The organism is Gilliamella sp. ESL0405, assembly GCF_019469205.1.
In the GTDB taxonomy this organism is placed as follows: Bacteria; Pseudomonadota; Gammaproteobacteria; order Enterobacterales; family Orbaceae; genus Gilliamella.
On sequence record NZ_CP048265.1, the window covers coordinates 1,239,254 to 1,263,998 of the forward strand.

Sequence of the window (24,745 nt, forward strand, 5' to 3'; positions counted from 1 at the left end):
CTAAAACATAGGCATTTTCTGAAACTTCTTGACAAGCGTTTACGGGTTTTTATTTAAGTAAGAATTACCAATGATTTTTTATTTAACAAGCGACTGCGGTTTAGGTTGGTTAATATTAGCTAAATAATATTCAGGATAATATTTTTTAATATATTAAAGATAATCTAATGTTTTTACTAAAACATAGGTATTTTCTGAAACTTCTTGACAAGAGTTTACCGGCTTTGATTTATGTAAAGATAACCAATGATTTTTTATTTAATAAACGACCGGCGGTCTAGATTGATTAATATTAGCTAAATAATATTCAGGATTAATATTTTTTATATCTTGAAGATAATCTGATTTTTTACTAAAACATAGGTATTTTCTGAAACTTCTTGACAAGCGTTTACGGGTTTTTATTTAAGTAAGAATTACCAATGATTTTTTATTTAACAAGCGACAGGTGGTTTAGGTTGGTTAATATTGGCTAAATAATATTTAGGATTAATATCTTTTTAACATCTTAAAGATAATCTGTTTTTACTAAAACATAGGTGTTTTCTGAAACTTTTTGACAAGATCTTACCGGCTATGTTGTATGGAACATTTTAATATTGCGCTATTATAAACGTTAAACTATTAGTTTCGCTTTCGATGTCGCCATAACCATTTGCCACTGACTAATCGGTGGTAGAAAAACAGGCTTCTTATCACCCAATCTAGGAACATACCAAACCAGACACCAATCACGCCAAAGCCAAAGTATACGCCAAAGATATAACCGACAACAATTCGGCACATCCACATACTGCCGATAGCGACCCACATGGTATAACTGGCATCTTTAGCGCCTTTAAAGCCATAAGGTAGAACAAACGATGAAGCCCAAAATGGCGTAAATAGGGCATTAAACCACAGGAGATGTTTAGCAATGTCGATCACTTCCTGATCATTGGTATATAACGAACTTAAAAAGCCGGCAAAAGGTATGGATAAAAACGCTAAAAAGCAGAGTAAAAAGTTAGTTAAGTGAAAGATAAATTTCAGTTGTCTGGTCGGTTGATAGATCTGCCCCATGCCGATACGTTTACCGACAATGATCGTTGAGGTTGCGCCAAGTGTGCCACCGGGTAAGTTGAGCAAGCCAGCTATTGAAAAAGCAATAAAGTTTGCGGCAATAGTCGATGTGCCCATTCCGGCAACAAATGTTTGAGTAAGCAGCTTACCGATATTAAACATCACCGATTCCACACTGGCGGGAATACCAATGCTAAGAATATCAATCAAGATTTTACTATTAAATGAATGGAAATAACTTCGAAAAGGAATAAATAGCGCTCGACTAGGTTTTATGGTCAGCACCAGTAAAATAAAGAACATTCCGCAATAACGTGAAATGGTTAAGCCAATTCCGGCACCAATAAAACCTAAACCACCCCAACCAAAAATACCATAAATTAAGATATAACTTATCGATAAGTTGAGGATATTCATAATAATATTTAAGTACATCGGCAGTTTGGTGTTACCGGCACCTCGCAATGCCCCACAACCAACCAATATAAAGGCTAAAGCAGGGTAGCCTAACACCGTTAATCGCAGAAAAGTTAACGTGAGTTCTTTTACGTCTGCTTCGGCTTTTCCGGCAATAATCTCAACTATCCAATAACCGGAAAACTCGACAAATAGAAATAGTAAGATTGATATAATCACTAACAGCGTAATCGATTGCCGGGCAGCAACCACTGCTTTTTTACGATTATGGCGACCTAAGCTAAACGCCACCACCACCGACGTACCCAGGGCGACCGCCATAAAAAAGGACATTACGATCATATTAAAACTTTCAGCAAGCCCAACCGCTGCCATTTCAGCTTTACCGATCCAACTGACCAGAAAAGTGCTGAAAATGCCCATTAATATAACCGATAGATTTTCGATGAAAATTGGAATGGCTAGCGGGTAGATCTCTTTCCACAATAAGACATTATTCGAGTGTCTTTTTTTATATAATTGCAGATTCTTTAATCGTTTAAGGAGTTGAACATCCAATTTCAGGCCTAATTGACATCAGGAAAAGATAAACACAATTATAACTCCATTATGAAATAAAAATGAATGGCTGTTTTAAAAAAGCGATCAAAAATAGTCAAAAAAATTGGACGATGATTTAGCGGATGAGTTGGCTATTATCTTATTGATAATATTATTTTTCATTTAAATGACAAGATTAATTTGTCTGACACAAGATAATCGATTAAAGTTAATCCTATTAAGCTTATCGTTAAAATGTAAGGCAACGACAAATGGTTTTAGAAAATACCCCAATGAACTTACTTTTATTGACGCTCACTACCTGTTGGTGGGTCTATTTAGGTTTATTTATTTTGGGCATCACTCTGCGTTTTGCGAGTGATAATGTTGTCAAAAGCATCAGTGTTTTTATGGTGATGATTGGCTTGTTAATTCGAACGACGTATTCAATCAAATATCATGATCCGCTATTAAATCCTAACTATACCATTTATTCCGTTGTTTTGATCTGCGTGGGTTTGATGCTAATTCTCTTTGTCACTCAAAACCGACATCGAGAGTTTTTTAGCATCATTTTAGCAACGATTGGCATTAGTGCCGTTGCGATTGATGATATGTTAGCCATGGATCCGAGTTTAACGCTGATGACCGTTGGCACTATCACATTTTTAGTCAATGATCGTATCAAGAAAATTATCAGCAATATTTTTATTATCTTGCCGGTTATATGCCTGATTATCGGTGCGGTTGGGTTATTAATCTAAGTGAATAAGGTTAATCGTTTAGTTAATATCATGCTTTATTAACGTGGTTTATTATTAACACGGTGTTTTGTTAACAAGGTTTTTGTTAATAGGGTGTGATATTAATATAGCGCTTTGAGCTAAGTTAAATATTAAAAGCTTAACTGACTCTTTAAGTCGGCCTTTTTAGCCATAAAATTTATAGCGATAACTTGAAGGACACCGATTATCGCTATATCATAGTCGGCTTAAAAATTTCAGTTAGCAAAATAACAAAAATAAAAGAGCTCACATGTTAATTAATGCCAAAGATATTCTTGATAAATTAAATCCCCATAATAAAGTCAATTACGATTCAGTGCTAAAAGAGGTCATTGCTGATTGGCAAAGCGAATCGATTCGCCCGAAATTACTGATCCATAGCTGTTGTGCCCCTTGCAGTACTTATGTTTTAGAGTATTTAGCGCAATATGCTGATATCACCATATATTTTGCTAATTCTAATATTCATCCTCGGGTTGAATATGAGTATCGTAGCGTTGTTCAGCAAAAATTTATTGCCGATTTTAATCAAAAAACCGGTCACCATGTGCAATTTTTACAAGCGCCATATCAACCGGCTGAATTTATTAAACAAGTTGAACATCTGCGTGATGCACCGGAAGGGGGGGAACGTTGTCATCTGTGTTATAAAATGCGGTTAGATTTAGCGGCAATTAAAGCACAAGAGCTGGGCTATGACTATTTTGCCAGCGCCTTAACCTTAAGCCCGAAAAAGAACAGTCAGAAGATCAATCAATTAGGTTTTGAAATTCAAGAGATCTTCTCTGTTAACTATCTTCCTTCCGATTTTAAGAAGAATAATGGCTATAAACGATCGATTGAAATTTGCAAAGAGTACGATGTCTATCGTCAATGTTATTGCGGCTGTATTTTTGCCGCCAAAGCGCAGGGCATCGATTTAAAAAATGTCATTGCAACTGCAAAACAAGGGTTAGCTGAACACCAAAAAGATTAATTTTTGGGGGAAGGATAAACCCACACAAAGTGAAGTGATATCTGAATATTTTCGCTAGCACACACCTTATAAAGTGTGTGCATTTTGAACGCATCAAATAAAAACTGCAAAAATTACACTATCTTAAGTTATTTAAAAATATTATGATAAAACTAAGTTTGTGATAAGCATCTTTAAATACTTTAAGTCCTTTTTTGCAAAATGTGAGTTTGTTATGTCAAAAATATATAGGCTTGGATTGGATGTCGGTTCGACTACTGCGAAATGTGTCTTGTTAGATGAGCAAGACCATTTTGTCTATAGCAATTATGTTCGTCATAATACCCATATCATCGCCACCGTGCTTGACCTTTTAAGCGAAATCAAACAAAAAATTGGCAATGATATCGAGCTGTCGGTAAAAGTGACCGGATCGGCCGGTATGGGAATATGCGAAAAAGCTAATATTGCCTTTATTCAAGAAGTGGTTGCGGCTTCTGAAGTGGTTCAGCGCCAATATCCGCAAGTTAGCACTTTAATTGATATCGGCGGTGAAGATAGTAAGATGATCTTCTTTTTTCCCGACCGTCCGCCAGATATTCGAATGAATGGCAGTTGTGCCGGTGGAACAGGCGCCTTTATCGATCAAATGGCTACTTTGCTCAATACTCCCGTACAACAATTCGATCAACTCGCTAAGCATCATGACAACATTTTTCCAATTGCCTCCCGCTGTGGTGTTTTTGCCAAAACCGATGTGCAAAATCTTATCAGCCGTAATGTATCGAAAGAAAATATCGCTTATTCAGTATTACATGCCGTTTGTATTCAGTTGGTAAACAGCCTTGCTCGAGGCTATGATATTGTGCCAAAGGTGATGTTTATTGGCGGGCCGTTTTCATTTATTCCAACCTTAAAACAAGCTGCTTGCGATATTTTAAAGTTGAACGCTGATGAGGTTGTGCAAACGGCGCACCCGACGCTATTATCGGCATGGGGCGCCGCTATTGATAGCTGTTGCCGAACAGTGCTTTCGATTGATGATTTTACCCAAAGATTAACTGCTTCAAATAAAATTCAGCTCGCTTCTCCCACTCGCTTAAAGCCGCTATTTAGTCAGTCGTTATCTTTTGCAGATTGGCAAAAGCAGCGTCACTATATTCAAATCCCCAGCGTAAGCCTATCGGATTATTCAAAGCAAAATGCTTTTTTAGGTATTGATAGTGGTTCAACCACCACCAAAATTACTTTAATTGGTGAAGATAACCAGCTACTTTTTAGCTATTATGCGCCCAATAATGGACACTCCATTAGTGCCTTAATTAAAGGCTTAACCCAGTTAAAACAAGAGATTACCGCATCCGGCAAAACCATCAATATTGCTCGCACCGGTGTGACTGGTTATGGGGAAGAGCTGTTAAAGGCGGCATTTGCTATTGATGATGGATTAGTTGAAACCATGGCGCATTTTGCCGCAGCCAAACATATTGATCCCAAAGTCAGTTTTATTATGGATATTGGCGGGCAAGATATGAAAGCCATTTTTATCGCTAATGGTGTGGTGAATCATATCGAGTTAAATGAAGCGTGTTCATCGGGTTGTGGTTCATTTATTGAAACCTTTGCAAAATCGCTTAATTCCAATACGATCGAGTTTGCCAATGCCGCTTGTCAATCCACCAGCCCCTGCGATTTAGGGACTCGTTGTACGGTATTTATGAATTCTAAAGTGAAACAAGCACTGCGTGAAAACGCCACCATGGGCGATATATCAGCCGGGCTTGCGTTTTCGGTAATTAAAAATGCCATTCATAAAGTGCTGAAGTTGCATGATATAAAAAAACTAGGCGATCATATTGTGGTGCAAGGGGGAACGTTTAAAAATCCGGCGGTATTTCGGGCGCTGGAACAGTTAACCGGGGCACAGATCGCCAGCTCCAATATTCCGGAACTAATGGGCGCTTATGGCTCAGCGCTGTTTGCTAAACATCATTACACTGAGCATCCGAGCTTATCAACTTTTATCGGTTTAGATAATTTGGATAAGGCGCTAGATAACAAAGCTAAGCCTTCACGCTGTAAAGGATGCGAAAATCATTGTGATATTATGATTTACCGTTTTGCCAATGGGCAGCGCTATTATTCGGGCAATAAATGCGAACGCTTTTTAAGCAATAATCCTTATCAAGATAAACATGCATTTAACATGTTTGATTTCAAAAACTCGCTTTTATTTGATCGCTGTAACGGTGAAGTGCCAAATGCCACAATCAATATTGGTATTCCTCGTGTTTTAGGCCAGTATGAAAATTTCCCGTTTTGGCATACACTGCTCACCGCCAGCGGTATCAATGTGACCCTTTCACCATTTTCGACCCATGAAATTTATGAAAAAGGCGCCGGCACTGTAATGTCAGACAGCATCTGCTTTCCCGCTAAACTGGTGCACGGGCATATTATGGCGCTGATTAACGCCAATGTTGATCGTATTTTTATGCCTATGGTGATATTTGAATCGGCACAGTTTAATAATGCGGTCAATAGCTATAACTGTCCGATTGTCAGTAGTTATGCCGAAGTGATAAATAGCGCTATCAATCCGGCTAGCAAATATGGTATTGCGCTTGATTATCCGGTCATCAATTTTAGCGATAGTAAATTGCTTAAAAAAGGCTGCATAGCATATCTAACATCATTAGGCATTACTAAACAAGTTGCCAATAAGGCGTTTAAACAAGCCTTGATTGCGCAAAGTGACTACAAAAAAGCGCTCTATGATAAAGCAGTTGACGTGTTGGATAAGGCTAAGCAAACTGGGCGTTATGTCTTTATTTTAGCTGGTCGTCCTTATCATAGCGACAGCTTAATCAACCATAAAACCCCTGAGATTTTAAACGCTTTAGGTTGTGATGTGATTTGCGAAGATTCAGTATTAGGCGCCACTGATGCGCTTTCGCCGGAACTGCAAATCTGCTCGCAGTGGAGTTACCCAAACCGCCTGTACGCCGCAGCATCGTTTGTAGCTCAGCAGCCAAATAATATTCAATTTGTTCAGTTAAACTCTTTTGGTTGTGGACCCGATGCAATTGTCACTGATGAGTGTAAAGCGATCTTAGCGTCGCAAGGCAAAACCTGCACTGTGATTCGGGTAGATGAGATCACTGCTACCGGCTCAGTTAGATTACGGTTACGCTCAATTATTGAATCAATCCGGATGAATCATCACCAACCATTGACATTGCAAGAGCGCCAAAAAACAGCGATTTTTACGCTACCCGATAAACAGCGAAAAACGATATTAGCGCCGTTTATTTCTGACTTTTATTCGCCTTTGTTACCGCCGATTTTTGCTTTATCCGGTTATAAATTGGAAATTTTGCCTAAGCCGGATAAGCGTTCGGTTGAGTGGGGCTTAAAATATTGTAATAACGAGATCTGTTATCCGGCAACAATCATTGTCGGCGACATTATTAAAGCACTGCGTTCGGGGAAATATCAGCGTGATCAAGTCGCTATTGGCATTACCCAAACCGGTGGGCAATGTCGTGCCAGTAGCTATCTATCATTAATTAAAAAAGCGATGATAAGTAATGGTTTTGCCGATGTACCGATTATTTCGCTTAGTACCGGTAATATCAATGAAATTGAGCAACCGGGCTTTAAAATGAACTGGCTTAAAACTCTACCGACGACTTTCTTTGCCATGCTGTTTGCCGATTCGCTGGCTAAAATGTATTACGCCATTGCGCCGAGGGCAAAAGTGAAACAGCAAGCTGATGAGCTTAAACAGTTTTACACCGACAAACTAAAACAGCTTATTAGCCAACATAAGGGTAAAAAAGCGATTTTTACTTTATTAAGTCAAGCCGTGGCACAGTTTAATCAGATTGAAACGCACAATAGAGCCTGCCCGCAGATTGGTATTGTGGGTGAAATCTATGTCAAATATAATAATTTTGGTAATCAGCATAGTGTAGAGTGGCTGATAGAACAAGGCATTGAGCCGGTGATGCCACCAATGATTGAATTTTTTGCGCAATGTTTTGTTAACTATGACAGCAATATCAAAAATCATCTGATTGCTAAAAGTTACCTGTCTTATGTACTTAAATTCCTAGAAAAAATAGCGCAGGTTTATATCGATAAAACCAACCAGATATTAGCGGACTTTAAATACTATCAACCTTTCCATAACCTGCGCAATATGGCGCAAAAAGCGCAAGAGATCTTAAATTTAGCCAACCAATTTGGTGAAGGTTGGTTAATTCCAGCCGGTATTATGACTTTTGCCCAGCAAGGGATAGATAATGTTATCAGCTTACAGCCATTTGGTTGTATCGCCAATCATGTGGTATCAAAAGGCGTTGAAAAGCGGATGCGAGATCTGAATCCTAAACTTAATCTACTATATCTTGATTTTGATGACGGAGCAGGGGAAGTAAATGTACTTAATCGTTTGCATTTTATGATAAGTGCTTTAAAGTATAGTCAGTTACAACGCATTGTTTAATATATGTAAAGCGCTATAATGGTTGCTTAATCTGTTGGTTAACACTCTCATTTATGGCTAAAAAGGATTGCAAGTGTTGTCAATATATCAATTAAAATCACGGTTCCAATCTCTACTTCGCCCTTATGCGAATAAAATTTACCATGCCGATATCACGGCTAATCAGGTCACGATCGCTGCTTGTATAGGATCGATTTTTGTGTCATTAATTGTTGGGCTATTAGCGCAATATCAATGGGTTTTTTATCTCATCCCGCTATGGATGTTTATTCGTATGGCGCTCAATGCCATTGACGGTATGTTGGCAAGAGAGTTTAACCAAAAATCTAATCTAGGCGCTTACTTAAATGAGATTTGTGATGTGATATCTGATTGCGCACTGATCGCTGTATTTACGCAAGTTGCTACTGTTAGCTATAGTTTAGTTATGTTTGTGGTATTGCTTTCGTTTCTGACTGAATATAGTGGCGTGTTGGGACTGATGATTGGCGCTACTCGCCGTTATGACGGACCTATGGGCAAAAGTGATCGCGCATTTGTTTTCAGTGTTATCAGTTTAGGTATTGCAAGCTATTTACTCCCACTGGATTGGATTAATCCTTTACTGTGGCTGATAAGTGCTTTACTTATCTATACCATTGTAAATCGGATCAAAAAGGGATTGAATGAGTCCAAAGAATTAAGGATCAGTTTATGCGACAACAACAAGAAAAATCTTTTATAAGTCATGATGGCTGCCAAATTTTTTATCGCTATTGGCCGGCTGTGGATAGCGACCAACAATCAAATCAAGCGTTGGTGCTGTTTCATCGAGGGCATGAACATTCCGGACGTGTTGCGCATCTGGCTGATGAACTTGCGCTGCCCGATTTCCAAATCTTTGCATGGGATGCAAGAGGAAACGGACAATCAGAAGGGGAGCGAGGAGATGCCCCAAACTTTGCCACTTTAGTCAAAGATGCGCAATGTTTTATTGAACATATCACCCAAGAGTACGGACTTAACCAACAAGATATCGCTATTATCGCCCAAAGTGTAGGCGCAGTTATTGCCAGCGCTTGGGTGCATGATTATGTGCCCAATATTCGTGCTTTAGTCTTAGCATCACCCGCTTTTAGCGTTAAACTCTATGTGCCGCTTGCCGTTCCCGGACTAAAATTGCTGTATAACTTTAAAGGCAATTTCTTTGTTAATAGTTATGTCAAACCCAATTTATTAACTCATGATGCTGAACGTGCCCGCTCATTCACGCAAGACCCACTTATTACCCGACCGATTTCAGTGCGTTTACTGCTCGATCTCTATTCGGTATCAGACAGAATTATAAAAGATGCTAACGCAATTACCGTACCGACTCAATTACTGGTTTCCGGATCGGATTATGTGGTTAGGCGTAAACCCCAACAACAGTTTTATGACAATCTAGGCACGCCGCAAAAAGAGTGTCATATTTTGCCGGGCTTTTTTCATGATACGTTGGGTGAAAAAGATCGCCATATCGCTCTTGAACGAGCAAGGCGTTTTATTCTCGGCTGCTTTGCCAGCCCAGCTTATACGCCGTCACGACTTAACGCCGATCGGGTAGGTTATACTCGATTAGAAACCGATAATTTAACCTTACCGCCTTCCGGTTTAGTTAAGCCGTTATATTGGAAATTTATTAAGGCAAGCTTAAAGTACGCCGGCAAAATATCTCATGGCATTAAACTCGGTTTAGAAACTGGCTTTGATTCCGGCAGTACCCTTGATTATGTCTATCGGAATGAACCTGCGGGAAATTCTAAATTAGGGCAATTTTTTGATTATCTCTATTTACAATCTATTGGTTGGCGTGGCATTAGACAACGTAAGCTCAATCTTGAAGAGCTATTAAAAGAGGCGATTAGTCGTTTACAGCAACAAAATGACAAGGTCAATATTGTCGATATTGCAGCCGGCCATGGACGCTATATTTTAGATACCATTACTCAAATCGCTCACAAACCCGATTACGTGCTATTGAGGGATTATAGCGATATTAATGTCCGTGACGGGCAAAAATTAATTGAACAAAAAGGCTTAAGTGATATCGTTCGTTTTGAAAAGGGTGATGCGTTTGATCGACAACAATTAGCGCAATTATCACCAAAACCTAATCTTGCCATTGTCTCAGGGCTTTACGAGCTGTTTGGCGATAATCAATTAATCCATAACTCGTTAGCCGGATTAGCCGATGCGATACCGGTTGGCGGTTATTTGATTTATACCAACCAGCCTTGGCATCCTCAGTTAACCTTTATTGCCAGAGCATTAACTTCTCATCGAGACGGTCAACCCTGGATAATGCGTAGACGAACACAACTTGAAATGGATCAGCTTGTCGCTCAAGCCGGCTTCAAAAAAATTACCATGCGCATTGATCAGTGGGGCATCTTTACCGTTTCATTAGCACAGCGCATTCACTAATCGATGATGAAAACATCAGCAACCGCACCTTCAACTCATTTAAGCATTTATAAATGCTTATGGTTAGTTGGATTGTGCCTGTTTTTCTTTAGCAGTTATAATTTAACCAACTCATTTACCGCTAGCCGTGCTAATGTCACAAGCATTGTTTTTGGCTGGGAAAGCTTAATTCCGCTTTGGTCTTGGACTATTGTGCCCTATTGGTCAATCGATTTGATGTATGGTCTGGCAATCTTATTAGCCACCAGTAAGCAATCGGTTAAAACACTTTGTTTACGACTACTGACCGCTCAAATAATTTGTATCGGCTGTTTTTTGCTTTTCCCGCTTAAATTCAGCTATGAACGTCCGGCTTTAGACGGCTTTTTGGGATGGCTGTTTGAGGTATTAATGGGCTTTGATAAGCCATTTAATCAAGCCCCGTCACTGCATATCACCTTACTGGTTATTTTGTGGCAATTTTATGCCGGCTATTTTAAATCTGTGGCAACAAAGTATCTGCTTAATATTTGGTGTTTACTGATTGCGCTTTCCGTATTAACCACATGGCAACACCACTTTTTTGATATACCGACCGGATTATGGGTTGGTTGCTTATGTATCTGGTTATGGCCGGATAATGGGCAATCACTATTCAAAAATGCATCACGCTTGAAAAACGGCAAATGGGTGACGCTCTATAGTGTTTTTGCGCTTATAACCTATGGTTTGGCTGTTTACTTTAAGCATGAGGCACTTTGGTTATTATGGTTAGCCGGCGCACTGCTATTAGTTGCCATTAATTATTTGCTATTAGGTGCTAAAGGTTTTCAAAAACAGCCTAACGGACGGTTTAAGTTGGCTATCGCCATACTTTATTTACCTTATTGGGTTGTTATGTGGCTCAATTCCCGTTTATGGACCATTAACCATGCATCCCCCGATATGATCGAAGATAAGCTTTATCTTGGTCGCATAGCGGAAACTAAAACGCTCAAAGCCTATCAGTTTGTTTCGGTGCTGGACTTATGCGCTGAATTACCCATAGCGCCTTTTAAGGGCAATTATACTTTAATACCGGTCTTAGATATGACCCCGCTAACCGCGGCGCAGTGCCAGCAGAGCGCAGAAGTGATTAATCAGTATTATCAAAAGGGCAAATTACTGGTGTGTTGTGCATTAGGTTATTCCCGTAGCGCTACGGCGGTTATTGCTTGGTTATTATGGACGCATCGAGCGCAAAATCTTGATGACGCCATTGCCAAAGTAAAAGCTTGTCGTAGCAGTATTGTGATCTCTAAAGCGCAACGTGTAATTTTAACTGAGTGGTTTTTACAATTAAAAAAGGGGTAAAGATTAGATGACTCAAACCGATAATATAACGAAAACGAGGTTAGTGACATTCAGTAGCTTTTTACTTATCAGCCAGCGATTAGATATTTTGTCGTTATCATTGAGCTTAATGGCACTGTTTTTCTGGCTACTGGCAAGTTGGTCAATCGGCAATCTATATGTAATCATATTGTGTTTGATCACTTTTTTTATCGGATTAATCAGTAAATATTATGCGCTACGTATCGCCTTTGATAGAAAGTTATTTGAATATCTTGCCAGCCAAAGCGACCGTCTGCCCGAAGCAATCACGGAATTAGACGATGCTTTAGGGCAATTAAATCTGATTAAAGCGAATCAACAAAACGAGCGATCAATCCATGAACGTGAAAACGGCACAATGAAGTTATTCAAAAAACAGATCGCTTGTATTATTTTACAACTTGGATTACTAATAGCTCTGGCGTTAGGTGTGTTATTTTTTTAATTAAGCACACCCTGCATTAATGCTTAATGCTACATTGAGCAATAACAGACAATCAGGAGAAAGACATGACAGATTACCAACGTGATACACTGCTTTTATTTTTGGGTATCGGTCTGTTTTTAGTCATCGCATCGACTATTGGTCTGTTATTAAAACGACGAGTGCAAAGTCCTAATCCGGTGATTGATAATTTAAACACCCGCATTAATGCTTGGTGGATTATGGTGCTAATTATTGGTTTGGCATTTTTCATCGGAAAACTGGCGGTCATTTTTCTATTTTTTGTTATATCCGGCTTAGCATTGCGTGAATTTTTGGTCTTAACCCCCGTTAACCGCTATGACTTTTATGCGCTAATTTTTGCCTTTGGCGTTGCCTTACCACTGCAATATATTTTCGTTGCCATTTCGTGGTATGGAATGTTCAGTATCTTTATACCGATTTATGGTTTTTTATTGTTAGCTATTTTGTCGTCAATTACCGGTTCAAGCCAAAATTTTCTTGAACGCACTGCCGAAGTACAATGGGGGCTGACAATCACCGTTTACAGCATCTCTTGTGTGCCGGCATTATTAGCGTTACAAATCGATAATTATCAAGGCCGAAACTTACTGCTTATTGCTTTTTTAGTCTTGGTTGTGCAGTTATCCGATGTTTTACAATATGTGTTTGGAAAATTATGGGGCAAGCATAAAATCAGTCCAAATTTATCCCCGTCAAAAACCATTGAAGGTTTTGTCGGTGGGGTATTATCGGCAAGCTTTATTGGTGCTTGCCTGTTTTGGATAACGCCATTTAGCTTTGTGCAAGCCGGGCTCATTTCGTTAATGATCACCTTGCTTGGTTTTTTTGGTGGATTGGTTATGTCTGCCATTAAGCGAGATCGGGGCGTAAAAGATTGGGGACGGCTAATCGGGGGGCATGGCGGTGTGCTTGATCGGTTTGATTCAATCTGTTTTGCTGCGCCGGTTTTTTTCCATGTTGTACGATATTTCTGGGGATAAAAGTAAACTGAGATTGAAAAATCCTTCAAATCATTGATGCGTATTATTTTGCAAAAATTTGCATGCAAAAAAAGAGCAATATTATTCAATTTATGATATAAATACTGCCATTGTATTAACGTTAAGATATAAATAAGGACTGTAATATGTTAAAAGAGCAAATGGTAGTAAAAAATTCAACTGGTTTACATGCACGCCCTGTAACGACACTGGTAAAATTAGCGGGTCGTTATAAATCATCTATTGAGCTTGTTTATAATGATAAAACGATCAAATTAAAAAGTATGATGGGTTTGCTTGGTGCTGGTATTAAAGGTGGTTCAACTGTCGAAATTATTTGTGACGGTGAAGACGAGCAAGCAGCGATGGATGAAATCCGTGAATTATTTGCTACTGGTTTTGGTGAGTAATTAACGATACTTATTCATAACCAAAAAATTTCATTATTCCGTCGACATCATGTCGACGGAATTGTTTTAAAAGGACAGTAACTAAAACTTGCAAGTAGACCAGATAATTTAATCTTTAATAATCGAACTTAATTCTTTATGATCGATCGAAGGTAATGCAGATCTAAAGCCTTTGGTTAAATAGACCAAATATAAAAAGCCAATTGCTAACCAGACCAATCCAACAACCATCGCTGTTTCATCCAAACTTGTCCACAACCACAAAGAAAGTAGCACGCCAATCGCCGGCAATAATCCATATTTAAACAGGATTGCTAACGTTTTAGTGTTTTTACCGCTAAGATAACTTTTGATAACACATAAGTTAACAAAAGTAAAAGCAACTAAGGCGCCAAAGCTTATCATCGAAACGACCAGACTAAGATCTAATACTAATGATAGCAATGAAAAACAAGCTACAAAGATAATCGATAAATAAGGCGTTCTAAAGCGTGGATGAATTTTATAGAAGATCTGCTTCGGTAACACACCTTCACGCCCCATAGCATAAAAAATGCGTGAAACACTGGTTTGTGCAGTCATTGCAGAGGCAAACACACCGGTTAAATATGCAGCTTGGAAAAAGTTATACATAAAATCACCACCTAAATGGCTAATATCACCTACACGGCGCACAACTTCTAAACTTGCAGTATCTTTGTTATTAGCAAAATCGATCCAGTTAGGATAAGCTAAATGAGCACAATAAGAGACCACCAAAAAGATACAACCGGCAATAAGTACGGTACATATAATCGCTCTAGGTAACGATTTTTGCGCATCATTTGACTCTTCAGCTAACGTTGCAATAGCATCAAATCCTAAAAATGCTAAGCATAATATTGCTGCCCCGGAAAGTAGCCCGCTAAAATCGCCCGCATTCACTAACAACGGTTTCATCATTGCTTCAGGCGTTAAATTAACATTGGTCAGTGTTAAAAAGATAAATAACCCGATAAAAATCATTTGAACAATAATCAAAGTAAAATTAACCGAATTAATTAACTTAATACCTAAGTAATTTAAAAAGCTTACGCTAATTAAAGAACCTAACACAAAAACCCATGCGGGTATATCAGGAAATGCTTCATTAAGATAGATACCCAAAACCAAATAATTTAATATCGGTAAAAACAGGTAATCAAGGATTTGCGCCCAACCAACCAAAAATCCAATTTTGCCTCCAAAGGTATGTTGTACATAAGAGTAGGCAGATCCAGCAATCGGTAGCTTATTTGCCATACGGCAATAGCTCAGTGCTGTAAAAAAGATCATGGCTAAGGTGATAATGTAAGCTACAGGTAAGTGCCCATTACTGGCAACGGTAACTTCCCCATAAGTGGTAAAGATCCCTAAAGGAACCATATAAGCTAAACCAAATGCAATCAATGCAGGTGTGGTTAAAACTCGTTTCATTTTTATTGCGGACATGACTAACTTTGCTCCTCTGTCCCAAAAAACAATAAAAAACTACTAAGTATAGTTTTGCCTTTTTACCCGCTAAAAGCGGCAGGGAATTCTCCCACATTATTATAATTATGCAAGCTAATTTTTATTATATTGACATTAAATTATGCAAACGGCGAATTTGACCATTTAGGATGAATTATTTCTAAACAAATCTTAATCAAAATAGATGGTTTAAATGCATTGAAAGTGACTGATATTTAGGTAAGCGTTCAGTGATGAATAAGTATAAAAGGATGAAAATAGAATATGCTAAGGTTATTTACTCATAAAATAAATTCCTTTTTTAATTGCTGAAGGAAAGGGAATAGTGTGGTTAAATACTTTTCTAATAACAGAGACATTTTTATGTGACCCAATAAGTGGTGTGTTAACATTTTTTTCAACTCTATATATCCATAAACCTTTAAAAGTACATTGTTAACGAGTAAAAGAAAGCAAGCCTATTTTGTTCTTTTATTATTAGTAGGCAAAGTAAAAAATACTATATTTTAGGAATCTAAGGAAAACCATGAAAAAAACACTATTTGTTGTATTAGCAGCATTATTATCGACGACGGCTTACGCTAATAATTGCGCGACCTATTTTGAACAAAAAGCTTTTGATAAAGCTTTTATTGCTTGTAACACTGAGGCTGAGCAGGGAGATAAAGATGCTCAGTTTAATTTAGCATTTATGTATTACAACGGCGACGGTGTCGAAGAAAATACTGAAAAAGCACTATATTGGCTTACTCAGGCAGCGGAACAAGGGGTTTCTGTTGCGCAATATGGTTTATCACGCATGTATGAAGAAGGTGAGGGAGTCGAAGTCGATAAAGAACAAGCACTCTATTGGCTCACTCAAGCAGCGGAAGCCGGATCTGTTCAAGCACAATATGATTTATCCGAAAGGTTTGAACGTGAAAAATGGCTCACTAAAGCAGCAGAGCAAGGATTTGTTGTTGCGCAATATGATTTAGGGCAATATGGTAATAAAGAAAAAGCGCTATATTGGTATACTAAAGCTGAGCAACAAGGGCTTATTTCTGCACAATATGGATTAGCAAACATTTATAACTATGGGCTCGGTGTCGAAGTCAATCAAGAAAAAGCGGTGTATTGGTATACAAAAGCTGCGGAACAAGGGGATGGTTGGGCGCAATTAGAGTTAGCAAAGAGATATGACAAAGGAGACGGTGTTGAGGTCAATAAAGAGAAAGCAGTATATTGGTACACGAAAGCAGCAAAAAAAGGATTTGTTAAGGCGCAATATTATTTAGCAGTTTTGAATAATGAAGGTGACGATGTTATAGCAGAACTACGTGAAAGGTTAGGTAGAAAAATCACTGAACCGGAATATGGAATTGATCAAGCGCAATATCGTTTAGCAGAACTGTATGACAAAGGTGACGGTCTCGAAGTTAATAAAGATAAAACGGTATATTGGCTCAGTAACGCAATGAAAAAAAAGCTTAGTCAAACACAATATCGTTTAGCACATATGTATGACAAAGGTGAAGAGATCGAAGTCGATAAAGAAAAAGCACTATTTTGGTATAAAAAATCTGTAGATAATGGTAACACTGAAGCAATGCATGATTTGGGCGTTATGTATTATAAAGGTGATGGTATTGAAAAAAATAGCGAGTTAGCTAAAGAGTATTTTGAACAAGCTTGTGAGCAAAAATTTAAAGAAAGTTGCGATATCCTTCATAAAGGAATGAAATAGCCATTATTCACAAGTCACACATATCAGAAATCTGTTAAAAGGATTGTCTTATATATTAAGGCAGTTCTTTTTTTATACAGCCTAAAAATATTATTTATTCTATTAACACAATCACTTTTTTGATATAAATTAGCTTAACAGTGACATTTTAATACGGCTCAATATATTTGGTTAGCGTGTTAGTCATTTTATCAACTCCATAACCCGATACCGATAAGCGATTTAAAAGTGCATTGTCAAGAAGTAATAGATAGTAAGCCCATTTTTGATCTTTTCTTGCCAGCAGGCAAAATAAAAAAAATTATTATATTTAAGGAATTTAAGGAAAACTAATGAAAAAAGTACTATTTGTTGTATTAACAGCATTATTATCGACGACGGCTTACGCTAATAATTGCGCGACCTATTTCGAACAAAAAGCTTTTGATCAAGCTTTTATTGCTTGTAACACTGAGGCAGAGCAGGGAGATAAAAATGCTCAGTTTAATTTAGCATTTATGTATTACAACGGCGACGGTGTCGAAGAAAATACTGAAAAAGCGCTATATTGGCTTACTCAGGCAGCGGAACAAGGGGTTTCTGTTGCGCAATATGGTTTATCACGCATGTATGAAGAAGGTGAGGGAGTCGAAGTCGATAAAGAACAAGCACTCTATTGGCTCACTCAAGCAGCGGAAGCCGGATCTGTTCAAGCACAATATGATTTATCCGAAAGGTTTGAACGTGAAAAATGGCTCACTAAAGCAGCAGAGCAAGGATTTGTTGTTGCGCAATATGATTTAGGGCAATATGGTAATAAAGAAAAAGCGCTATATTGGTATACTAAAGCTGAGCAACAAGGGCTTATTTCTGCACAATATGGATTAGCAAACATTTATAACTATGGGCTCGGTGTCGAAGTCAATCAAGAAAAAGCGGTGTATTGGTATACAAAAGCTGCGGAACAAGGGGATGGTTGGGCGCAATTAGAGTTAGCAAAGAGATATGACAAAGGAGACGGTGTTGAGGTCAATAAAGAGAAAGCAGTATATTGGTACACGAAAGCAGCAAAAAAAGGATTTGTTAAGGCGCAATATTATTTAGCAGTTTTGAATAATGAAGGTGACGATGTTATAGCAGAACTACGTGAAAGGTTAGGTAGAAAAATCACTGAACCGGAATATGGAATTGATCAAGCGCAATATCGTTTAGCAGAACTGTATGACAAAGGTGACGGTCTCGAAGTTAATAAAGATAAAACGGTATATTGGCTCAGTAACGCAATGAAAAAAAAGCTTAGTCAAACACAATATCGTTTAGCAAAAATGTATGACAAAGGAGACGAGATCGAAGTCGATAAAGAGAAAGCACTATTTTGGTATAAAAAAGCAGCAGATAATGGTAACACTAACGCAATGCTTAGTTTAGGCTTTATGTATTATAAAGGTGATGGTATTGAAGTTAATAGCGAGTTAGCTGAAAAGTATTATCATCAAGCTTTTATTGCTTGTAGCACTGAGGCAGAGAAGGGAGATAGGGAAGCTCAGTATAATTTAGCACTTACATATGACGGACAAGGCGTCGACAATAAAGAAAAAGCACTCTATTGGTACACAAAAGCAGCGGAGCAAGGGCTTGTTAATGCGCAATATGATTTAGCACTGACGTATAACGAAGGGTACGGTGTCGGCATAGATAAAGATAAAGCACTCTATTGGTTAACAAAAGCAGTAGAACAAGGGTTTGATTTGGCGGAAAATTATTTAGGGTTTCTTTATTACAGAGGTGACGGTGTCGAAAAAAATAAAGAAAAAGCGGTGTATTGGTATACAAAAGCTGCGGAACAAGGGGATGGTTGGGCGCAATTAGAGTTAGCACACATGTATGAAGTAGGAGAGGGTGTCGAAGTCGATAAAGAAAAAGCGCTCGATTTGTACACTCAAGCAGCGGAACAAGGTTATTTTTATGCGCGATTAGAGTTAGCATATATGTATGACCAAGGAGATGGTGTCGAAGTCAATAAAGAAAAAGCAGCATATTGGTACTCTCAAGTTCAAGATGTGGTAGAAGAAGTTGCTTATATAGAATATGGCTTAGCTAGTATGTATGACAAAGGTGAAAATGTCGTAATCAATAAAGAAAAAGCACTCTATTGGTACACAAAAGCAGCGGAAGAAGGGTATATTCCTGCGCAATTAACGTTAGCACATATGTATGACCAAGGTCAGGGTGTCGAAGTCGATAAAGAAAAAGCGCTCGATTTGTACACTCAAGTAGCGGAACGAGGTTATTTTTCTGCGCAATTAGAGTTAGCCTATATGTATGACCAAGGAGATGGTGTCGAAGTCAATAATGAAATAGCAGCATATTGGTACTCTGAAGTTAAAAAAGCGGTAGAAGAAGAACTTGCTGATAGAGAATATTATTTGGCAAGGAAGTATGCTCTAGGTGATGAAGTCAAAGTTGATAAAAGGAAAGCATTATATTGGTACACAAAAGCTGCTGAACAAGGGCATGGTGATGCACAATATGATTTAGCACTTATGTATGACAAAGGAGATGGTATCGCAGTCGATAAAGAAAAAGCGCTGTATTGGTATAAACAAGCAGCCGATCAGGGTGTTACTGAAGCAAGGCTTGATTAAGGTGTTATGTATTATAAAGATGACAGTGTAGAAAATAGCGAGTTAGCTAAAAAGTATTTTGAAAAAGCTTGTGAGCTAAAATTTAAAGATAGTTGCGATATCCTTCATAAAGGAATGAAATAGCCATTATTCACAAGTCACACATATCAGAAATCTGTTAAAAGGATTGTCTTACATATTAAGGCAGTTCTTTTTTTATACAGCCTAAAAATGTTATTTATTCTATTAACACAATCACTTTTTTGATATAAATTAGCTTAACAGTGACATTTTAATACGGCTCAATATATTTGGTTAGCGTGTTAGTCATTTTATCAACTCTTTAACCCGATACCGATAAGCAATTTAAAAGTACATTGTCAAGAAGTAATAGATAGCAAGCCCATTTTTGATCTTTTCTTGCCAGCAGGCAAAATAAAAAAATTATTATATTTAAGGAATTTAAGGAAAACTAATGAAAAAAGTACTATTTGTTGTATTAACAGCATTATTATCGACGACGGCTTACGCTAATAATTGCGCGACCTATTTTGAACAAAACGATTCTGAACAAGCTTTCATTGCTTGTAACACTGAGGCTGTGCAGGGAGATAAAGATGCTCAGTATAATTTAGCACACATATATGACGGGCGTGTAGGTCACAGAAATGCAGAAAAAGCACTCTTTTGGTACAAAAAAACAGCGAAACAAGGACTTGTTAAGGCGCAATATGATTTAGCAAATTTGTATACCTGGGGGCACGGTATCGGCATAGATAAAGAAAAAGCACTCTATTGGTACACAAAAGCAGCAGAACAAGGGCTTGGTGATGCACAATATGATACAGCACTTATGTATGACAACGGGGATGGTATCGAAGTCGATAAAGAAAAAGCGCTATATTGGTATAAAAAAGCAGCCGATCAGGGTGTTACTGAAGCAACGCATAATTAAGGTGTTATGTATTGTAAAGATGACAGTGTAGAAAATAGCGAGTTAGCTAAAGAGTATTTTGAACAAGCTTGTGAGCTAAAATTTAAAGAAAGTTATGTAATCCTTCATAAAGGAATGAGATAAATATTATTTCTATATAAGGAGATCTATGGTGTTGATATCTCGTCAACACTGTTTTCTAAACTGACGGACTGAGTAAAACAGCTCGTGTTAGAATGGTAATGCATAATCCGTTTAAAGTTTCAACGCTTCAGCTTATCTAATCGGTTCCGATATTACGACAGTAATACCGGAACCAATATAAGCCAAGATCCCATAGAACTAAAAGGAAGCTACCCAAAGTTTATGCTTATACGCATAATTATAATACTCTCGTAAATCCCTTCGGGGACGGTCTTTTAATATCTAGAAAAGCGATGGATATATTAATTAGATTAGGTATGGGTATTGGTGAGTTGAAAAAGATAATAAAGAAAGTTATGGTTGGAACATCTAAAGACGTTGGTTTCAAAGAAACTATCTTCATTGCACAAAAAGATTTCAATTTAAAAATAGAGGGATAGGCATAATGGAAAAATTTTTCTTTTAATTCAAGTTTTGTTTTTCTCATTCGCTAGTCCCAAAGGAACAAGTTTTGATGTAGATGATATGCAAATGTCTAATTTTAAAAAAGTATGTTGATAATTAAGATGTGGTAAATGTAACAAAAGGGTATAATTTGCTCAAAAGACAATGTGTAAGTTCTATGTATAGTGCATCTCAAGCAGCAGGTATAATGAAATGAAAATCTTTAAGGTAATTTCAGTAATCACTTTTTTAATAATATCTTTGTTATTTACGTGCTCATTTACTAGCCCTAAGTTTTATATAAAATCCTATCAATATGATAAAATTGAAGATGAGGATTCTTTAACATTAAAAATTTTTGCTAAAGTTGATGAAAAAGAGTATGGTTATATTCATATCTCAAAACAATATGTAACTTTCAGATATTATTATAATTTATCTAATTTTAATAAAGGCGCTACATCGGTAGAAAATATTATTTTTGATTATAAGGATAATCATTTTCTCATCATAAATAAGAGTAATAATAAATTAATCTTAAACATTGAATGCGATAAAGATATATATATCAAAGCAAATAACTATTTAATAGAAAAGAAGAAACAAATTAAAGATGAGAGTTCTAGATCCAGTAAAGATATTTTTTTAGGACGTTAACCATAAATAAATACTGAAAACTAGAAATAAACCAGTCAACTTTTCAGGCTTATTTTTCAAGAAGAGTAACCTAAAGTAGAGGCTAAATAGCGCCGCCTACAAATTCATAATACCTTTCTAAGAAAATTTTTTATTAGAATATAATAATGGACAACAGTTCATTTATTGCTAACTAAATGTTATACATTACTTAAATGAGTGAAAAACAGCTGTTGTAATTTTTTACGGTCTATTTTTCCAATGCTTGTCATCGGTAGTTCGTCGATAAAAATGATTTTTTTTGGCATCTGATAACGGGCTATTTTTGATTTAAGCCAATCCTGTATTTTAGTTTCGGATTGTTCGGTATTAGGATTTAAAACAATAAAGGCGACCAATCTTTGCCCGAATTCTTCATCCGGCACACTTATCACTGTTATATCATTAATTTCCGGATGAGTTGATAAGCAGTGCTCAAGTTCATATGGATAAACATTTTCACCACCTGAAACAATCATATCATCAACTCGACCTGCTAAAAAGTAATAACCGTCAGCATCTTGATAGACTAAATCTCCTGTTGAAACCCAATGGTTGCCTACAGTTGACCAAGCACATTTAATAAACAGCTCATGGTGTTTTTGTGATTCATTGTTTTGCTTCAGTAATTTAGTTGATAATCCTCTCAGCGGTTTACCAATGGTTTCTGGCTTAATAGAGAGATCATCGGGCGAGGCAATCATGCAAATACCTGCTTCTGATGTGCCATACAAATTGAATAATATCTTTCCAAGCGTAGTAATGACTTGATCAACTAATATTGCTGTAATTGGCGCTCCTCCGGTAATAATACATTTTAAACTAGTGAGTTGATGTTTAGAACATTTCAACATCCTATTTAACATTAAAGGAACAAGTGTAACCACCTCTATTTGGTTACTCGCAATTAACCCACATGCTTTTTGACTATCAAATTTTTTTGTTAAAAACATTGTTGCACCTAATAACACAGCGATACATAAACTTGCCATGCCAAACCCATGATAAATAGGCGTTGCAATATAGATTTTTTGATAACGGAAAAGATTTAGTTTCACCAGTAGTTGACAAAATGGACTAATAAAATTTTGTGCCTTACTATCGCGTGCTGCTAATTTAAAACGGCCTGTTGTGCCACTCGTTAAAACAGTAATTTTTGAGAAGTGGGTCGTTTTAATTTTTACATCAATTGTCGAGGTTGAAACTAATAGAGAGTGAATTGACATAAGGCTTTCATGATAAATGGGTAAGCTTTTTACATTTGATAAACACGCTATTTCTGGATCGTGAATTATCCAGTCAAAACCGACATTTTCGTGAATGGACTTAAGTTGATTTGTCGACAGTTCAGTATTGATAAGATAAACATCAACGCCTAATCTTGTCATAGCAAATAAAGTGTGAACTAAGAGTAGGTGGTTGTGCGCTATAATAGCGACTTTTTGATGACGCTTTATTTTAAAATTAATTGCTAATTGTTTGGCAAGGTGCTGAGATTGGTTAAAAAGGGTACGATAATCGGTGCCAGTGCCGTTCTCATCGATAGCAATTTGGTTAGGAGAAAGTTTTTGACGAACATAAAGCAACGCCATTAAATTGATACCAACAATATGAATGCTATTTAATAAGTGCCAAATACCTAATAAAGTTAATAATTTCTTTTTATATAGCGCTTTAATAAGTTTTATCATAGCTTTTTCTTCAAATAATAACGGTTCAATTTAACCCAAATATTATTAAAAATTAATGAGGCAAGTTGAACAATAATGGTCCACCAGGGTTTATATTGATGTTTTTTTGTTTGTAATAAACGACAGATTATGGCTGCAGCTTCATCAACTTGTAAGGCAGGAAATCTATTATAAATCTTAGTAGGTTCAAGCATTCGTGTTTTAACAAGAGGTAAATAAGCTGTTGAAACCTTGATTTTCTGATTTTCCAATTCTGGCCTTGCACAGCTTAACCATTGGTCAAAGGCCGTTTTTGAGGCTTGATAAGCAGCCCAATTAGCCGTTGGGGCTAAAAGTACGTTTATGGCGGAAACATTAATAATTTGCCCTTGATTACGCTGTAAATGGGGAATTAACGCCAAGCAGAGTTTGACCGGTGCATAATAATTTAACTTCATCGTTCTATCAAAATCATGCATACGTGATAATGATTGCAGTATTGGCCGACAAATTGATTTGCCAGCATTATTGATTAAGATATCAACAGAGTATCGCTGTAAATTAGTCATTAAATTATCCAATTGTTCCGATTCGCGCAAATCAACCGAAAATATATCAATCTTAGCTTTTTTGTGAGCAAATGACTGCTGTATATTTATCAATTTATCATGTGTTCTAGCAACTAAAATAAGATGACATTGAATATTAGCTAAAAGATTAACCAGACTTTCACCAATTCCATAGCTAGCGCCGGTAATGACAATCACTTTATTTTCTAATTGGCGATTTAATTTTGAATAATTAGGCTTAACGATTGGAAAGAGTACACAATTGAGAAGATTTGAGGAGTTGAACATTTTTGTACTGCCGGTAAACAATTGCGCATAGTATAAGGTAAACATTCAATCAGTCAACAAGTTAATGTTTTTTAAAATAAGTTGATTTTAAAGTTTATATCTAAATAAAAAACAGACCTTCCTTAAGAAACTTGAAATTATTGTATTGATCTCTAACTGTCATTATTTCAAGCTTTTTTCTTACTAGCTTGCTTCTTTCCTATTAAAATTTTTGCTTTATCAGCGTTAGATACAAAGCTTAATAAACCTGAAGTTTTTTCTGTTAAACGTTTAAG

General features: G+C 37.0%; 18 protein-coding genes. 14 read left to right on the top strand and 4 right to left on the bottom strand.

Translation table 11 applies throughout. The features are described from left to right. Positions 1-624 precede the first annotated feature (624 nt). A complete protein-coding gene (locus tag GYM74_RS05470) occupies positions 625-2,037 on the bottom strand; it encodes an EmmdR/YeeO family multidrug/toxin efflux MATE transporter (protein WP_255556214.1) in 1,413 nt (470 codons plus the stop codon). A 254-nt stretch (positions 2,038-2,291) separates the two neighbouring features. Here GYM74_RS05470 and GYM74_RS05475 point away from each other — a divergent pair, with 254 nt between their 5' ends. The 9 genes from GYM74_RS05475 to GYM74_RS05515 all read left to right on the top strand — a co-directional run bounded on the left by GYM74_RS05475 (position 2,292) and on the right by GYM74_RS05515 (position 13,926). Further along, the gene (locus tag GYM74_RS05475; protein WP_220219475.1) at positions 2,292-2,783 is read left to right on the top strand and encodes a hypothetical protein; all 492 of its coding nucleotides are present in this window, start codon (positions 2,292-2,294) and stop codon (positions 2,781-2,783) included. A 271-nt stretch (positions 2,784-3,054) separates the two neighbouring features. Next, positions 3,055-3,780, top strand: coding sequence for an epoxyqueuosine reductase QueH (locus GYM74_RS05480; RefSeq protein WP_220219476.1), 726 nt, complete (start codon positions 3,055-3,057; stop codon positions 3,778-3,780). A 214-nt stretch (positions 3,781-3,994) separates the two neighbouring features. Then, complete coding sequence (locus GYM74_RS05485) at positions 3,995-8,269, top strand: acyl-CoA dehydratase activase-related protein (protein ID WP_220219477.1); 4,275 nt, start codon at positions 3,995-3,997, stop codon at positions 8,267-8,269. A 73-nt stretch (positions 8,270-8,342) separates the two neighbouring features. Beyond that, on the top strand, positions 8,343-8,993 hold the full coding sequence (locus tag GYM74_RS05490; RefSeq protein ID WP_255556215.1) for a CDP-alcohol phosphatidyltransferase family protein: 651 nt from the start codon (positions 8,343-8,345) through the stop codon (positions 8,991-8,993). Next, on the top strand, positions 8,963-10,714 hold the full coding sequence (locus tag GYM74_RS05495) for a bifunctional alpha/beta hydrolase/class I SAM-dependent methyltransferase (protein WP_220219479.1): 1,752 nt from the start codon (positions 8,963-8,965) through the stop codon (positions 10,712-10,714). The genes GYM74_RS05490 and GYM74_RS05495 overlap by 31 nt, the downstream gene beginning before the upstream one ends. 3 nt (positions 10,715-10,717) lie before the next feature. Continuing rightward, a complete protein-coding gene (locus GYM74_RS05500; RefSeq protein ID WP_220219480.1) occupies positions 10,718-12,046 on the top strand; it encodes a phosphatase PAP2/dual specificity phosphatase family protein in 1,329 nt (442 codons plus the stop codon). A gap of 7 nt (positions 12,047-12,053) precedes the next feature. Beyond that, the gene (locus tag GYM74_RS05505; protein ID WP_220219481.1) at positions 12,054-12,512 is read left to right on the top strand and encodes a hypothetical protein; all 459 of its coding nucleotides are present in this window, start codon (positions 12,054-12,056) and stop codon (positions 12,510-12,512) included. A 65-nt stretch (positions 12,513-12,577) separates the two neighbouring features. Continuing rightward, positions 12,578-13,516 carry a phosphatidate cytidylyltransferase gene (locus GYM74_RS05510; protein ID WP_220219482.1) on the top strand — a complete coding sequence of 313 codons (939 nt, stop codon included), beginning with the start codon at positions 12,578-12,580 and terminating at the stop codon, positions 13,514-13,516. A 146-nt stretch (positions 13,517-13,662) separates the two neighbouring features. Further along, the gene (locus tag GYM74_RS05515; protein WP_220219483.1) at positions 13,663-13,926 is read left to right on the top strand and encodes an HPr family phosphocarrier protein; all 264 of its coding nucleotides are present in this window, start codon (positions 13,663-13,665) and stop codon (positions 13,924-13,926) included. 108 nt (positions 13,927-14,034) lie between these two features. Here the strand turns inward: GYM74_RS05515 and GYM74_RS05520 are convergent, their stop codons facing one another. After that, positions 14,035-15,396 (bottom strand): APC family permease, encoded by a 1,362-nt coding sequence (locus GYM74_RS05520; RefSeq protein WP_220219484.1) that lies wholly within the window; start codon positions 15,394-15,396, stop codon positions 14,035-14,037. 547 nt (positions 15,397-15,943) lie between these two features. On the opposite strand from GYM74_RS05520, the gene GYM74_RS05525 reads away from it, so the two are divergent. The 5 genes from GYM74_RS05525 (at position 15,944) to GYM74_RS05545 (ending at position 21,925) form a co-directional block, all read left to right on the top strand. Then, positions 15,944-17,143 carry a tetratricopeptide repeat protein gene (locus GYM74_RS05525; RefSeq protein WP_220219485.1) on the top strand — a complete coding sequence of 400 codons (1,200 nt, stop codon included), beginning with the start codon at positions 15,944-15,946 and terminating at the stop codon, positions 17,141-17,143. 332 nt (positions 17,144-17,475) lie between these two features. Beyond that, on the top strand, positions 17,476-19,767 hold the full coding sequence (locus GYM74_RS05530; RefSeq protein ID WP_220219486.1) for a tetratricopeptide repeat protein: 2,292 nt from the start codon (positions 17,476-17,478) through the stop codon (positions 19,765-19,767). Positions 19,768-20,221: 454 nt separating this feature from the next. Then, the gene (locus tag GYM74_RS05535; protein ID WP_220219487.1) at positions 20,222-20,701 is read left to right on the top strand and encodes a tetratricopeptide repeat protein; all 480 of its coding nucleotides are present in this window, start codon (positions 20,222-20,224) and stop codon (positions 20,699-20,701) included. A gap of 416 nt (positions 20,702-21,117) precedes the next feature. Beyond that, complete coding sequence (locus GYM74_RS05540) at positions 21,118-21,264, top strand: hypothetical protein (RefSeq protein ID WP_220219488.1); 147 nt, start codon at positions 21,118-21,120, stop codon at positions 21,262-21,264. A gap of 217 nt (positions 21,265-21,481) precedes the next feature. Then, positions 21,482-21,925: a hypothetical protein gene (locus GYM74_RS05545; RefSeq protein ID WP_220219489.1), complete on the top strand. Its 444-nt coding sequence runs from the start codon at positions 21,482-21,484 to the stop codon at positions 21,923-21,925. Positions 21,926-22,104: 179 nt separating this feature from the next. On the opposite strand, the gene GYM74_RS05550 is transcribed toward GYM74_RS05545, so the two are convergent. Continuing rightward, the gene (locus GYM74_RS05550) at positions 22,105-23,634 is read right to left on the bottom strand and encodes an AMP-binding protein (protein ID WP_220219490.1); all 1,530 of its coding nucleotides are present in this window, start codon (positions 23,632-23,634) and stop codon (positions 22,105-22,107) included. Then, positions 23,631-24,515, bottom strand: a complete 885-nt coding sequence (locus GYM74_RS05555) for an SDR family NAD(P)-dependent oxidoreductase (protein WP_220219491.1) — start codon at positions 24,513-24,515, stop codon at positions 23,631-23,633. The genes GYM74_RS05550 and GYM74_RS05555 overlap by 4 nt, the downstream gene beginning before the upstream one ends. Positions 24,516-24,745: the final 230 nt, after the last annotated feature.

Coding starts and splice junctions, on each gene's coding strand:
- GYM74_RS05485 (WP_220219477.1), top strand. CDS start 3,995: ATGTCAAAAATATATAGGCTTGGATTGGATGTCGGTTCGACTACTGCG.
- GYM74_RS05515 (WP_220219483.1), top strand. CDS start 13,663: ATGTTAAAAGAGCAAATGGTAGTAAAAAATTCAACTGGTTTACATGCA.
- GYM74_RS05530 (WP_220219486.1), top strand. CDS start 17,476: ATGAAAAAAGTACTATTTGTTGTATTAACAGCATTATTATCGACGACG.
- GYM74_RS05520 (WP_220219484.1), bottom strand. CDS start 15,396: ATGTCCGCAATAAAAATGAAACGAGTTTTAACCACACCTGCATTGATT.
- GYM74_RS05525 (WP_220219485.1), top strand. CDS start 15,944: ATGAAAAAAACACTATTTGTTGTATTAGCAGCATTATTATCGACGACG.
- GYM74_RS05495 (WP_220219479.1), top strand. CDS start 8,963: ATGCGACAACAACAAGAAAAATCTTTTATAAGTCATGATGGCTGCCAA.
- GYM74_RS05480 (WP_220219476.1), top strand. CDS start 3,055: ATGTTAATTAATGCCAAAGATATTCTTGATAAATTAAATCCCCATAAT.
- GYM74_RS05545 (WP_220219489.1), top strand. CDS start 21,482: ATGAAAATCTTTAAGGTAATTTCAGTAATCACTTTTTTAATAATATCT.
- GYM74_RS05550 (WP_220219490.1), bottom strand. CDS start 23,634: ATGATAAAACTTATTAAAGCGCTATATAAAAAGAAATTATTAACTTTA.
- GYM74_RS05500 (WP_220219480.1), top strand. CDS start 10,718: ATGATGAAAACATCAGCAACCGCACCTTCAACTCATTTAAGCATTTAT.
- GYM74_RS05555 (WP_220219491.1), bottom strand. CDS start 24,515: ATGTTTACCTTATACTATGCGCAATTGTTTACCGGCAGTACAAAAATG.
- GYM74_RS05510 (WP_220219482.1), top strand. CDS start 12,578: ATGACAGATTACCAACGTGATACACTGCTTTTATTTTTGGGTATCGGT.
- GYM74_RS05535 (WP_220219487.1), top strand. CDS start 20,222: ATGAAAAAAGTACTATTTGTTGTATTAACAGCATTATTATCGACGACG.
- GYM74_RS05540 (WP_220219488.1), top strand. CDS start 21,118: ATGGATATATTAATTAGATTAGGTATGGGTATTGGTGAGTTGAAAAAG.
- GYM74_RS05475 (WP_220219475.1), top strand. CDS start 2,292: ATGGTTTTAGAAAATACCCCAATGAACTTACTTTTATTGACGCTCACT.
- GYM74_RS05505 (WP_220219481.1), top strand. CDS start 12,054: ATGACTCAAACCGATAATATAACGAAAACGAGGTTAGTGACATTCAGT.